General features: G+C 75.9%; 12 protein-coding genes. 9 read left to right on the plus strand and 3 right to left on the minus strand.

Annotation, left to right across the window (positions count from 1 at the left end):
• The first annotated feature begins 291 nt into the window (after positions 1-291).
• On the plus strand, positions 292-525 hold the full coding sequence (locus ACFWU6_RS32760) for a hypothetical protein (RefSeq protein ID WP_383984987.1): 234 nt from the start codon (positions 292-294) through the stop codon (positions 523-525).
• 184 nt (positions 526-709) lie between these two features.
• Positions 710-1327, plus strand: a complete 618-nt coding sequence (locus ACFWU6_RS32765) for a nucleoside/nucleotide kinase family protein (protein WP_383984990.1) — start codon at positions 710-712, stop codon at positions 1325-1327.
• Between the two features lie 20 nt (positions 1328-1347).
• Here the strand turns inward: ACFWU6_RS32765 and ACFWU6_RS32770 are convergent, their stop codons facing one another.
• Genes ACFWU6_RS32770 through ACFWU6_RS32780 form a run of 3 tightly spaced genes read right to left on the minus strand, consistent with a single transcriptional unit; the run spans position 1348 to position 4456 of the window.
• On the minus strand, positions 1348-1881 hold the full coding sequence (locus tag ACFWU6_RS32770; protein WP_383984993.1) for a copper chaperone PCu(A)C: 534 nt from the start codon (positions 1879-1881) through the stop codon (positions 1348-1350).
• A complete protein-coding gene (locus ACFWU6_RS32775) occupies positions 1878-4214 on the minus strand; it encodes a heavy metal translocating P-type ATPase (RefSeq protein WP_383984996.1) in 2337 nt (778 codons plus the stop codon). The genes ACFWU6_RS32770 and ACFWU6_RS32775 overlap by 4 nt, the downstream gene beginning before the upstream one ends.
• Complete coding sequence (locus tag ACFWU6_RS32780) at positions 4211-4456, minus strand: hypothetical protein (RefSeq protein ID WP_383812474.1); 246 nt, start codon at positions 4454-4456, stop codon at positions 4211-4213. Before ACFWU6_RS32780 ends, ACFWU6_RS32775 begins: the two co-directional genes overlap by 4 nt.
• Positions 4457-4731: 275 nt before the next feature.
• Here ACFWU6_RS32780 and ACFWU6_RS32785 point away from each other — a divergent pair, with 275 nt between their 5' ends.
• The 7 genes from ACFWU6_RS32785 to ACFWU6_RS32815 form a co-directional block, all read left to right on the plus strand.
• Positions 4732-5106, plus strand: a complete 375-nt coding sequence (locus ACFWU6_RS32785) for a hypothetical protein (protein WP_383812475.1) — start codon at positions 4732-4734, stop codon at positions 5104-5106.
• Between the two features lie 185 nt (positions 5107-5291).
• On the plus strand, positions 5292-5666 hold the full coding sequence (locus tag ACFWU6_RS32790) for an ArsR/SmtB family transcription factor (protein ID WP_383812477.1): 375 nt from the start codon (positions 5292-5294) through the stop codon (positions 5664-5666).
• Between the two features lie 574 nt (positions 5667-6240).
• Positions 6241-6432, plus strand: a complete 192-nt coding sequence (locus tag ACFWU6_RS32795) for a thiazolylpeptide-type bacteriocin (RefSeq protein ID WP_383812479.1) — start codon at positions 6241-6243, stop codon at positions 6430-6432.
• A 57-nt stretch (positions 6433-6489) separates the two neighbouring features.
• The gene (locus tag ACFWU6_RS32800) at positions 6490-6675 is read left to right on the plus strand and encodes a thiazolylpeptide-type bacteriocin (protein WP_383812481.1); all 186 of its coding nucleotides are present in this window, start codon (positions 6490-6492) and stop codon (positions 6673-6675) included.
• Between the two features lie 88 nt (positions 6676-6763).
• Entirely contained in the window at positions 6764-9472 is a 2709-nt protein-coding gene (locus ACFWU6_RS32805) for a lantibiotic dehydratase (protein ID WP_383984999.1), read from the plus strand.
• A gap of 134 nt (positions 9473-9606) precedes the next feature.
• On the plus strand, positions 9607-10755 hold the full coding sequence (locus tag ACFWU6_RS32810) for a lantibiotic dehydratase C-terminal domain-containing protein (RefSeq protein WP_383985002.1): 1149 nt from the start codon (positions 9607-9609) through the stop codon (positions 10753-10755).
• The coding region (locus ACFWU6_RS32815; RefSeq protein ID WP_383985005.1) for a hypothetical protein at positions 10752-12282 on the plus strand (1531 nt) is incomplete at its 3' end. The genes ACFWU6_RS32810 and ACFWU6_RS32815, both read left to right, overlap by 4 nt.

A 12282-nucleotide genomic window follows, 5' to 3' on the forward strand; every position in this document is an offset into this window, starting at 1 on the left:
CCCCGGGTCGCCGCGCCGCGCCCGCCCCCCCCCCCCGCCCGCCCCCCCCCCCCCCCCGCGGGGGGGGGGGGCCCCCCCCGCCCCCCCCCCCCGCCGGCGTTTTCGGTGGGGATCGGTGCTGGTGGCGGCCGGAGGGGGGAGCGGTTGATCACCAAGTGCCCGCAAGAGGACCGGAATACTCCTGGTGTCCACACCTCTGACCAGCCAGAACACTGGATGATTCGCCCGTGCGGACAGGGGCGCGTCCATGGCACAGTGCGATCAGTCCAACCGCACGACCAGGGAGCCGCCATGCGCGATACGTACTCCATGCCGCTCGCGGCCGCGCCCGAGTGCCCGCCGCAGCCGGGCCCGCTGCCCTGCTGTCCGGTGTGCGACAGCACACCCGAACGCATCTCGTGGCGCCAGCGGCCGGGCCTGCCGGTGGTGCTGGTCTTCGCCCCCTGCGGCCACCGCTGGTCCTCGCCGGCCCCGCCGGTGCTGGCGGTCACCCCTCCCGCGGACCCCCGGCGCGTCCGGGGCTGAGCCCGAAGCGGGAGGGCTCCGGGCGAGGCCGAGCCGAGGACCGGCCGGGCCGGTCGGGCGGCGAGGATCGCCCCGATCCGCTCGGCGAACGCCTCCTCGCCGACGACCTCGACGCCCGCCTCCCGGGCCCTGGCCACCTTGCCGCCCGCCTTCTCATGCGGGGCGGTGGGGCAGGATACGGGGTGTGGAGACGACGGAACTGACCCGGCGGGCCGGGGCGCTGGCAGGCCTGGGCGGGCGGCGGATCCTCGGCATCGCGGGACCTCCGGGGGCCGGGAAGTCGACCCTTGCCGCACGGCTTGCGGAGGCCCTGGGGCCGGACGTGGCGGTGGTGGTGCCGATGGACGGCTTCCACCTGGCACAGGCCGAGCTGCTCCGGCTGGGCCGGGCCGACCGCAAGGGAGCCGCGGACACCTTCGACGCGGCCGGATACACCGCCCTCCTGCGACGGCTGCGCGAGCCCGGGGCCGGCACGGTCTACGCCCCGGCCTTCGACCGCACGATCGAGGAGCCGATCGCCGGCAGCATCCCCGTCGGCCCCGCCGTGCCCCTGGTGATCACGGAGGGCAACTACCTGCTGCACGACGCGGGGGAGTGGGCGCGCGTACGGCCCCTGCTCGACGAGGCGTGGTACCTCGCCCCCGACGACGCCCTGCGCGTCGGCCGCCTTGTCGACCGGCACGTCCGCCACGGCAAGGACCCCGCGCAGGCACGCGCCTGGGTGGCCGGCTCGGACGAGGCCAACGCCCGTCTCGTCGCGCCCGGCCGGGAACGGGCCGACCTGGTCGTCGACCTCGCCTGACCGGCGGACCGGCGAACCGGTCAGCCGCCGGGCGGCACCACGAAGGCCACGGCCCGGACCGGGCCGCTGGTGCGGAAGTGCAGGACGAAGGGGAGCGCGTCACCCACCTGCCAGCGGCCCGTCGCCGTCACCGCCACGTCCACCGTGTTCGGCGTCATGGCCAGGCCGCGGCCGGCCGGCACGTCGGCCGAGGCGATCGGCGTACCGGCGGAAGCGGCTCCCGCTCCACGGTCGCTCCCGTGCCGCCTCAGCACGGCTGCCCGAACGGCGGGGGACGTCACGGAGAGCAGCTGGTCGTCGGCACCGCCGGCGTTCACGATGCGGAAGTACACAGGGGTGCTCCCCTCGTCGGCGGAGGGCAGCAGCACCCGTCCCACACCGACCTCGATCCGCGGCGGGCTGCCCGCCGCTCCCGCCGTCGTCCATGCGGTCAGCCCGACCAGAGCCGTCATGGACGCGATCACCGGGGCGAGGACGGAGAGCAGTCCGTCGCGCAGCCGGCGGCGGCTCGGCCGCCAGCCGTCCGCCGCGCCCGGGTCCTGGGTACGGGTCATCGTGAGAACTCCCCTCGGTCGGCGCCGTGTTCGGACTGCGCGGGGCGTTCCGGAGCGGGGCGCTCCGGAGAGGGCCGCCAGACCCGCAGGCGCAGGCTGTTGCCGACCACCAGGAGCGAGCTGGCGGACATCGCGGCCGCGGCGACCATCGGGTTGAGCCAGCCCACCGCGGCCAGAGGCACGGTGACCACGTTGTAGCCGAACGCCCAGACGAGGTTGGTGCGGATGGTGCCCAGTGTGCGCCGGGCGAGCCGGACCGCGTCGGCGACCGCCTCGATGTCGCCGCGCACCAGCGTCACGTCCGCGGCTTCCATGGCCACGTCCGTTCCACTGCCCATGGCAATGCCGAGGTCGGCGCCGGCCAGGGCGACGGCGTCGTTCACCCCGTCCCCGATCACGGCCACCCGGCGCCCCTCGGCCCTCAAACGCGTCACGAGGGCGGCCTTGTCCTCCGGCGTGCAGCGGGAGTGCACCTCGGTGACACCGAGCCGGGCGGCGACCGCACGGGCGGTGGCCGCGTGGTCCCCGGTGGCCAGGACCGGCTCCACGCCGAGCCGCCGCAGCCGCTGTACCGCCCGGTGGCTCCCCGGGCGCAGGGCGTCTCCGAGGGCGACGAGCGCCTCGTCGCGGCCGTCCACCCGGACCAGTACCGGGGTCAGCGCGGCGGCTTCCGCCTCGGCCAGCGCCGGAGCCAGCGAGCGGGCCAGGTCGTCGCCGGGGGCGCATACCTCGACGCGGTGGCCCTCCACCTGTCCGGTGACGCCGGCGCCGGGGGCGGCCAGGAAGTCGGCGACCCGGGGGAGGCGGCCCTCCGGCAGTGCGCGCTGCGCGTACGAGGCGAGGGCGCGGCCAAGCGGGTGCTCCGAACCCTGCTCCACCGCCCCGGCCAGCCTCAGGGCGGTTGCCCTGCCGAGGCCGCCTGCGGCCTCGGTGACGTGGACGACGCTCATGTGCCCGGTGGTGAGCGTGCCGGTCTTGTCCAGGACCACGGTGTCGACGTGGCGCAGTGCCTCCAGCGCCGGAGCCCCGCTGACCAGGATGCCGAGCTGCGCCCCGCGGCCGGTTGCGGCCAAGAGCGCCGTGGGCGTCGCCAGGCCCAGTGCGCAGGGGCAGGCGACGACCAGGACCGCGACGGCGGCGGTGACGGCGGCCTGCGGATCCGCCCCGGCGCCCAGCCAGAAGCCGAGCACCGTGACCGCCAGGGCCAGGATCACCGGCACGAAGACGCCGGCCACCCGGTCGGCCAGCCGCTGCGCCCGGGCCTTGCCCGCCTGGGCCTCGGTGACCATCGCGGTGATGCGGGCGAGCCGGGTGTCGGCGCCGACGGCCGTGGCGCGTACGAGGAGCAGCCCTCCGGCGTTGACGGCGGCGCCCACCACCGGCTGTCCGGGGCCCACCTCGACGGGATCGCTCTCGCCGGTGACCAGGGAGAGGTCCAGGGCGGACCTTCCGGAGACCACCACCCCGTCGGAGGCGACCCGTTCCCCGGGACGGACGACGAACTCCTGCCCCACCCGCAGCCGCTCGATCGGGATCAGCCGCTCCTGCCCGTCCTCCCGTACGGTCACGTCCTTGACGGCGAGCCCCGCCAGCGCGCGCAGGGCCGCTCCGGCCCCCCGCCGGGCCCTGGCCTCCAGGAAGCGGCCGGTCAGGACGAAGAGGGGGACGCCCACCGCGGCTTCCAGGTACACGTGGGCGACCTCCCCTCCGGCCGACGGGAGGAGGGTGAACGGCATCCGCATGTCCGGCCGCCCCGCGCCACCGAGGAACAGGGCGTACACGGACCAGGCGAAGGACGCGAGGACCCCGAGGGAGACCAGGGTGTCCATGGTGGCCGCCGAGTGCCGCAGCCCGCGCGCCGCGCGCAGGTGGAACGGCCAGGCACTCCAGACGACCACGGGGCCGGCGAGTACGAGGCACAGCCACTGCCAGTTGCGGAACTGCAGGGCGGGAACCATGGACAGCAGGAGGACCGGCGCGCAGAGCAGTACGGTGATCAGCAGCCGCTCGCGGTCCCGCCGGGCGGCCTCCGACACCGGCTCCCGCGCCGGGTCCGGCGGGACGTCCGGGGGCCGGGAGGCCTGCCGCTCCGGTGGCGGGGGCAGTTCGGCCGCGTAGCCCGCGCGCTCGACGGCCGCCAGGAGCTCGGCCGCCGTCGTCCCGGGCGGGTGACGCACCCGGGCGCGGCCGGTGGCGAGGTTGACCGTGGCGCTGACCCCGTCGAGCCGGGCCAGGCGCTTCTCCACCCGGTTCACGCAGGCCGCGCAGGTCATGCCACCGACGAGCAGATCGGTGCTCGCGGTGGCGCTCGCGCTCCCCGGGCCGGCCGTCATCGTCCGCCGCCGGAGTGCGTCCCGCCCATGCCCCCTGTGCCGCCGGACCCGTCCGCGCCCGGCCCGGTGCCCACACCGGGGGAGTGCATCCCGGGAGCCACCGGGCCGGCCGCGGACCCGACGCCGTACGAGGCGGCGAACACCACGACCAGCAGCACCAGGAACCCGGACAGCGCGGGCGGGGGCGCCCACCGGCCCGGTGCGGGAGGTGCGGGGGCGGTCGGCGGTCGCTGTTCTGCCATCGTCACTCCAGGAAGCGGGGAGTCCTGTTCCGGGAGGTAGTCGCTCCGGCCGGTCACCGAGTTCCCGTCCGCTGCCGCAGCTGCCGCAGCTGCTGTCGCCGTCGGCTTGCGCCGCGGCGGGACGGCGGTCTTCCCGAGGGTGCGGATCCCGCCATGTTCGCCGTTCTCCGCACGGTGCCGTACGCGCTCAGTAGCGTGCATCACGGAATCGGTCCGGCGTCGTGGTCGTGGAGGCCGGACCCAGGCAGAGAAAAGCAGGAGAGGGAGCGGCGCCGATGGCGAATGTGGAAGTGTCCTTGAAGGAGACGATGACCTCGATCGAGGGTGCGTTGGGAGCGGCCCTGGTGGACTACACCAGCGGCATGGCCCTGGGAACCCTCGGCGGTGGCAAGGACCTTGATCTCATGGTCGCCGCCGCGGGCAACACCGATGTGATCCGGGCCAAGCTGCGGACCCTGGAGATGCTGGGTCTCGACGACGACATCGAGGACCTGCTGATCACGCTCGGCAGCCAGTACCACCTGCTCCGCCTGCTCAAGGGCCGGGGCACCAACGGTCTCTTCCTGTACGTCGTGCTGGACAAGACCAACTCCAACCTGGCCATGGCCCGCCACCAGCTGAAGCGCATCGAGGCCGGCCTGGAGCTCTAGCCCGGCCTCCTCGGGCCCACGCGTGCCCACGAGTTGAAGATTCCTTCAACTCGACACATCTGAAACCGGTCAACCTCAGACACGCGTGGGCCCGTGGAACGGGAGGATGGGTTCCGACAGTTGTCCGATCGGACGTCCTGGAGCGGCGAGCACCGCTCCGAGCGATGGCAGGAGCGCGCGTGGGAATGCAGGTTCCCCTGTATCAGGCGAAGGCGGAGTTCTTCCGCATGCTCGGACACCCCGTCCGCATCCGCGTCCTGGAGCTCCTCCAGAACGGCCCGCGCCCGGTGCGTGAACTCCTCGCCGAGATAGACGTCGAGCCGTCGAACCTCTCCCAGCAGCTGGCGGTGCTGCGCCGCTCGGGCATCGTCGTGTCCGTGCGCGACGGGGCCACCGTCAGCTATGCCCTGGCGGGCGGAGACGTGGCCGAGCTGCTGCGTGCCGCCCGCCGCATCCTGACCGAGCTCCTCGCCGGCCAGAGCGAACTCCTCGCGGAGCTGCGGCAAGTGGAGCCGGGACGGCCGCGCGCGGCCGCCACCCCGGAGCCTCCCGGCGCATGAGCCCGAAGTCCACCGCGTCACGGACGAGGGGGCAGGTCATACAGTGTCCGCCGCCCCGGCCGCGGCGTTGGTTTCAGCGTTGCTCATGACGTCGGGAATCCAGTGGCACAACCGGACGTATCCCCGTAAGCGGGCGAGTGTCCTGCCCGGCTTTCCGGTAGGAGCGGTCCTCCGAACCCTGCGGGCGGGGCTTTCGGTGGCGGTCACGGCTGTCGCGGAGCGGGGCGGAATCCGATCGGGCTGCCCGGCCGAATTTCCCCGTTCGTTCGGAACTCCCGCGACGAAACGCCGACGACAGGAGCTGAATCTCCGGGCGGCTGGATCTCCGCTCTAGTGGTTCTTCAGCATCCGGGTCGATTCTTGGGCGCAGCGGCACCGCCGGTCGGAGCAGTTCGGATCCGAGAGGCCGAAAGCATGCTTTTCAGCCTTCGAGCGCAGGTGGATCGGCCAGGTGGTCGACCGGATCGCCGGAAGCGGAGCTTTTGGAAAGCACGGCTGCGGTCATTCCGGCCGACGGGCGGCGGGAATTCGTTCCATGCACCTTCGGATTTCACTTCTACCTTCGGGAGAATCCATGTCGGGTACGGAAAACGCCCTCGAATTCAGCCTCCAGGACTTGGAGCTCGACCTCGGCGACCTCACGGTGACGTCGATGCGGGACACGGCCGCACTGCCCGAGGGCGGAGCGTCGTGGGGCTCCTGCTCCTGCCAGGGCTCGTCCTCCTGCGCGCACCCGCAGGCGGACACCGGGTCGCTCGCGGCCTGACGGCCGCCCGCGTCCCGAACATCCCCCCGTGATCCCCCTCGACCAGAGGAGACCTCCATGGCCCCTGCGACCCGCGCCGCGCTCTTCGACCTGGAAGAACTCGACCTGGGCGACCTCACCGTGACCTCCATGCGGGACACGGTCGCGCTGCCCGAGGGCGGTGCCTCCAACGGAGGCAGCTCCTGCTCCTGCGGCTCGTCCTCGTGCGCCCACCCCCAGCTGCCGGACCTGCCGGCGCTGTAGTCCCATCCCACCGCACGCCGAGCGCTTCCCGCCGCACCCGGGCGCGGCGGGAAGCCCGCGCGACACCACCGACAGGACGGGGACCACCATGCCGCAGCCGCAGCCGCAGCCGCAGCCGCAGCCGCAACGCGCCGCGGCCACCGGTGCGGACGGATACACGGTGCGGGCCGCGCCGTACGCGCTGCTCCGCGCCACGGTGCTCGCGCACCCGGCCGAACAGCCCGCCGCGGCGGAGTTCCGCGCCCTCCTCGCCGACCTCCACCACCTGGAACACCGGCTGCTGCGGTGCGCCCCGCCCCTGTGCGACGCCCTGTACGCGAGCCGGGGCGGCCACCCGCCGGACTTCCACCGCGAGGTGGTCCTGCCCCTGCGCCGAGCCGTGCACAACGGACGTGCGCCGCGCACCGCCCTGCTGGACCGCCTCGGGGACCTGCCGGAGCGGGTGCCCGAACTCGCGTCATGGATCGACCTGCGCACCCGCCGCGCCGTGCTCCTCGCCGCTCTCGGAGCCGCCTGCGAACGAGCCCTGGCCGCTGAGCGCACGGCGCTGTCCGCCCTGTGCCGCGAGCCCGCCCTCCGCAACGCGGTCGCCCTCACCAGCGCCGACCTGCTGCGGGCCGTGGAGCGGGCGGGTACCGGCGCGGTCGACCGCCGGTCGCGCAAGGAGGAGCCCGCCGTACTGCGCTACGCCCTGCGGGCCAGCACCAAGACCAGCCCGCTGTCCTGGTTCACCGCCGTCGGCTGGGGAGCCCTGACCGGAGCGCCGGCCGGGCCCGTCCGTTCTTCCTGGGGGACGCCGTCCCCGTTCGCGGGCCCCCTGCACGCGGTGGTCGAGCCCAACCGCACCCTGACCACCGCGCTGACGCTCGCACTCCTGGACGCGCCGCACCGTCGGTCCGGGCTTCCCCACCGCATCACCAGCACCGCCCGGATCACCGGCGAACGGGCGGCCTACTCCCGTGACCGCGCCGCCTTCGCCGGGGGACGCTACCTCGTGGCCGCCGAGGACGAGGTGGAGCTCGCCTCCGGCGGACCACTGGGCCTGGTCACCGAGCACGCCCGGTCCCCGCTCGGGCTGCCCGAGCTGACCGACCGGCTGGCCGCGGCCCTGAGCGGGACGGGCGACGGCCGGGCCGCCGCGGCCGAGTTCCTCGACCGCCTCGGCCAGGCCGGCCTGCTGGTCCCCGGCGACCCGGTCGCGCCGCAGGACCCCGACCCGCTCGCCCGGCTCGCGCAGTGGCTCCGGACGCTCGCCGCGGCGGACCCCCGGGACCCCGCGCACGCCGCGGACGGCGCGCGCGCCGACCGGCTCGGCGAACTGAGTTCGATGACCTCGGCGTTCGCCACCACGCCCGCAGGGGAGCGCCCCGCCCTCCTCGCCGGGCTGGCGCGCGCCTGGACGGCGGAGCTGGCCGACGCCGGGCGGCCCGTACCGTCCGTCTCCGCCCCCCTCACCGTGCTGTCCGAGGACGTCGTCGCACCGCGCCCGCTGGAGCTCGGCGGCTTCCTCGACGCCGCGGACCACCGGGCCCTGGCAGAGGTCACCGCGCTCGCCGAGCTCTTCGACCTCGGCCATCTCGTACGCCGCGTCGTCCGAGACCGCTTCGTCGAGCGGTACGGCCACGGCGGCCGCTGCCGACACCCGTGGGAGTTCGGACCCGAGGTCACGCGGGCCTGGGAGACCGCGGGGCGACTCGCCCTCCTCGATCCGGCGGACCGTGCCGGATTCCCCACCGGAGCCGACGAGCTGGCCCGGCTCCGCGCCGGCGCCGCCGACGCCGTTCGGAGGGCCGCCGCAGCGCACCCGGGCGACGGTGACGAGGTCGTCGTCCCGCCGGAGCTCCTCGCGGGCCTCGGCCGCCGCCTGCCCGGCTGGTCCCTCGAACGGCCGCTGAGCTACGCGTACTTCCTCCAGCGCGACCCGCTCCGAGCGCTGCTGTGCGTGAACCACGTATACGGCGGCTGGGGCCGGTTCACGAGCCGCTTCCTGGACGCCCTCGACCCCTCCGCCACCGCCGAGGTGTCCCGACAGATCCGCCGGGGCCTGGGGCCCGGCGCACGCGCCGCCCAGATCCGGCCCGTCGCAGGCTTCAACGCCAACCTCCACCCCCTGCTGATCCCGGACGAGATCGGCGCGGGCGGCGGCGGCGCCACGATCGGCGAGGGCGACCTGGACCTCGTCCACGACGCGGAGTCCGACCAGGTGCGGTTCCGGCTGCGCGGCACCGGCGAACTCCTCGACGTCGTGTACCCGGGCTTCCTCGCCCCCGTCCTGCTGCCCCGCCGCATCGCCGCCCACCTGAACGACCAGCCGCACGGCGTCGTCGACTTCCGGTCCCTCGTCCCACGGCACACCCTGCCCGCCCCGGGCGGCCGGGTGACCCGCAGCCCCCGGCTGCGCCACCGGCACGTGGTCCTGCGGCGCCGCCGGTGGCTGCTGCCGCCCGGGGTCGTGGGGCAGTGGCGCGCTGAACTCGCCTCCGGTACGGTCCCGGCCGAGTCGGCCGCGCGGTGGCGCGCGCTGCTGGACCTCCCCGAACAGCTCTTCCTGCACCCCGCGGCCGCCTCACCCGCCGGGCACGGCGCGGAGGACTTCCTGGCCCGGCTGAACCGGCCCAAACCGCAGTTCGTGGACCTCGGCAACGCGCTGCACCTGCGCTGCCTGGCCAAGTGGCTGAGCCGGTACGGCGACGGAGCGGTCCTGGAGGAGGCGCTGCCCGCTCCCGGCGGCTCGGCCGTCCCGGCCCGCGCGGCGGAACTGGTGCTGGAGGTCTACCGGGCAGGACGGCCGCGGTGAGCGCCGCCCGCGCGCCCCGCCCGTACGCGCCCCGCCCGTACGCACTCCGCCCCCGCGCACCCCGCCCGTACGGGCCGGACCCCGGGACGCCCCGCGGCGGGACCGTCCCCCCGCCCACGACAGAGGAGGGGACCGTGCCGGGAACGCACCCCCAGGACAGCGGCGCCCGCGACGTGGTCGCCTACTACCACCAGCCCGTCAAGGCCCCCCTGTTGCGCGAGGCGGTGCTGCCCCTCGCCGCGTCGTACGCGGCGGACGGACTGGCCGCCCACGTCGAACGGCACTGGCTCCACGGCCCCCACGTGCGGCTGCGCCTCCAGGGGTCGCCCGGGCGGACGGACGCCGCGGCCCGGGTCGCGGCGTCCCGTATCCGCGACTGGATCCGCGCGCACCCCTCCCACGCCGACCTCTCCGAGGCCCAGTTGCTGGAGCGGGCGGCCGAAACCGGGCGCGCCGAACTCGTCGCCCCGCCCTACGGGCCGATCGTGGCCGACAACACCGTCCGGATCGAAGCCGTCGACCGCTCCCCGGTGCGCGGACTCCTCGGCGACGACGGCGCCGACCTGCGCGACGACCTGCTGCGCCTCGGCCTCGCGGCGCTGGCTGCCGGCGCCCGCTTCCTCGGGGACCACGGGGACACCGCGCAGGCCCGGTTGCAGCTCGCGGTGGCCGCACTCGCCGCGCACGCGGGCGCCCATCCGGGCGGCCTGGCCGGCGGCCACTTCTCGTACGTCTCCCACCTGGAGGACTTCCTCCTCCACGACGACCCGGACGGGAGCCTGCGGAGCCGCTTCGAGGACCACTGGGAGCGGGCGGGCGGCGCGGTGACCGGGATCGTCGGACGGATCGCCGACGGCGGGGCGCTGGGCTGGGAGCGGGCGTGGGCGGACTTCTCGGCGGACGCCTGGCAGCTGGCGCGGAGCCGGTACGACCGCGGCGCGGACCTGCACGGCCTTCCGCTCGCCTACCGGGCCAGGGCCGCGGCTACCGGGGACACCTCGGCGGTCGAGCGCTGGGACCAGGACCTCCGTACGCGCTACAGCGAGTTCCACCGCCTGCTGCGCCGTTCCGACCCCGAGGGGGCCATGTGGAGCCGCCCCGACTACCTGGTCCACCGGGCCTGTACCAATGCCCTCTACCGGCTCTTCGCGATCTGCGACGTCCGCCCGCTGGAGCGGTACCTGGCGGCGCACCTGGTGGTCCGGGCGGTGCCCGGCCTGACCGGTTGCGACTGGCGCACGGAGATCGGTGCGGTCGTGGACGCGGTGGAGGGCAGGGCATGACCGCCGGGACCACCACCCCGCAGGCCCCGGACGGCACCGGCGCTCCCCGGTTCGTACGGCGGCTCCGCCCGGGGGTCGCGGTGACCCCGCTGCTGACCGGCCTGCACCTGCGGGGCCGGCGCGGGAGCGTCACCCTCGAAGGGAGCACCGCGCTGCCCGCCCTGTGGCGGTCCCTGGAGGAGCCGCTGCGGGACGGCGGGATCGACGCCCTCCTCGACGGCTTGGAGCCCGGTTCCGCCCTGCGCCTGGCGGTGGAGACGGTCGTGGCGCAACTGGACGCCCACGACCTGCTGGTGGCGGGGCGGCCGGAGCCGGCAGCTCGGCGAGAGCCGGCAGCTCGGCGAGAGCCGGCGGAGCGGGCAGGGGGCGGGGGCAGTACCGGTCGGCTGGGGGACCACGGATGCGCCACCGGCCCCTGCTCCGGCGGCCCCGGCCCGGACCCCGTGGCGCAGTGGCTGGGTGCGGCGGCGCGGCGGCCCGCCGCCGCGCGGGCCGCGCTCGCCGCCACCACGGCCGAGGTCGTGTCCGGCGCCCCCGGCGGGGACCTGGCCGGAGCCGCCGGCCGGGCGCTGGAGCGGGGCGGGCTGTCCGTCTCGTACACCGTCGACCCGGACCTCCCGGACGGCCGCATCCTGCTGTGCCTCCGCGCCGGTGGAGACGGCCGGGCCGTCGCGGCCGGAGTGCGGGCCGGGACGGGGTACGCCACCGCCGTCGGCAGCGCGGCCCAGGTCCGCTCCGACGCACAGGCCCTGGAGGCCCGTCTCGGCTCCGGCTCACCGGCCGGCTCTAAGGCGTTCGCCTCCCTCCTCGCGGGCTCGGCCGCGCACCGGCTGCTGTGCGCGGCCGCCGGACTGCCGGACCCGGCGGCCGAAGGGGACGACGGTCGGCTGCTCTCCGGGCTCCCCGCGGTGCTCCTGGCCGACTCCCGTCCCCTGAGGGCCGAATACCGCACCTGGCTGGGGCCCGCCCGGATCGATGCCGGCCGGCGGTCGGAGCTCGCTCCCGCGGACACCCTCCGCGAAGCGCTCCGACGCGTGACGGCCCTGTGCGACGAGCGCTGCGGGGCGCTGCCCGAACCGCTCCCGGCGGACCTGCCGCAGCTGCCGGTCCCGCTCGCCGCGTGCGGGCGGCCCCGGGGGGCGCGTCCCGGAGGACGTCTGGTCGGCGGCGCGCCGAGACTGGACCTGGCCCGCCTCGAAGTGTTCTGCCGGGCAGCCGAAACCGCCCTGGGTGGAGGTGGGTTCACCGTCGGTGCGAACCCGGGGCACGCGCGTGGCCGGGCCCTGCGCGAGGCCGTCGCCGGGCTCCCGTGGCCGACGCCGGGGTACGCACCCGTGCTCGCCCGGCTGTGGTCCGGGCACCCCCAGGTCCGCCACTGGTGGATGACGCTGACGGTCCGCCTGGGGGTGCCCGCCCGCATGGAGGTGGTCCGCGCCCGGGGCGAGGAGGTGTACCGGGCCGTGGGGGGGCGGGCGCGCGCGCCGGGGGGCGCGCCCGGGGGGGGCGGGGGGGGCCGGGGGGGGCCCG

This window comes from Streptomyces sp. NPDC058674, assembly GCF_042716505.1.
Lineage (GTDB): Bacteria > Actinomycetota > Actinomycetes > Streptomycetales > Streptomycetaceae > Streptomyces.

Bases quoted from the DNA above. Each gene is read 5' to 3' on its own strand.
- ACFWU6_RS32760 (WP_383984987.1), top strand. From the start codon at position 292: ATGCGCGATACGTACTCCATGCCGCTCGCGGCCGCGCCCGAGTGCCCG.
- ACFWU6_RS32770 (WP_383984993.1), bottom strand. From the start codon at position 1,881: ATGACCCGTACCCAGGACCCGGGCGCGGCGGACGGCTGGCGGCCGAGC.
- ACFWU6_RS32775 (WP_383984996.1), bottom strand. From the start codon at position 4,214: ATGACGGCCGGCCCGGGGAGCGCGAGCGCCACCGCGAGCACCGATCTG.
- ACFWU6_RS32780 (WP_383812474.1), bottom strand. From the start codon at position 4,456: ATGGCAGAACAGCGACCGCCGACCGCCCCCGCACCTCCCGCACCGGGC.
- ACFWU6_RS32785 (WP_383812475.1), top strand. From the start codon at position 4,732: ATGGCGAATGTGGAAGTGTCCTTGAAGGAGACGATGACCTCGATCGAG.
- ACFWU6_RS32790 (WP_383812477.1), top strand. From the start codon at position 5,292: ATGCAGGTTCCCCTGTATCAGGCGAAGGCGGAGTTCTTCCGCATGCTC.
- ACFWU6_RS32795 (WP_383812479.1), top strand. From the start codon at position 6,241: ATGTCGGGTACGGAAAACGCCCTCGAATTCAGCCTCCAGGACTTGGAG.
- ACFWU6_RS32800 (WP_383812481.1), top strand. From the start codon at position 6,490: ATGGCCCCTGCGACCCGCGCCGCGCTCTTCGACCTGGAAGAACTCGAC.
- ACFWU6_RS32805 (WP_383984999.1), top strand. From the start codon at position 6,764: ATGCCGCAGCCGCAGCCGCAGCCGCAGCCGCAGCCGCAACGCGCCGCG.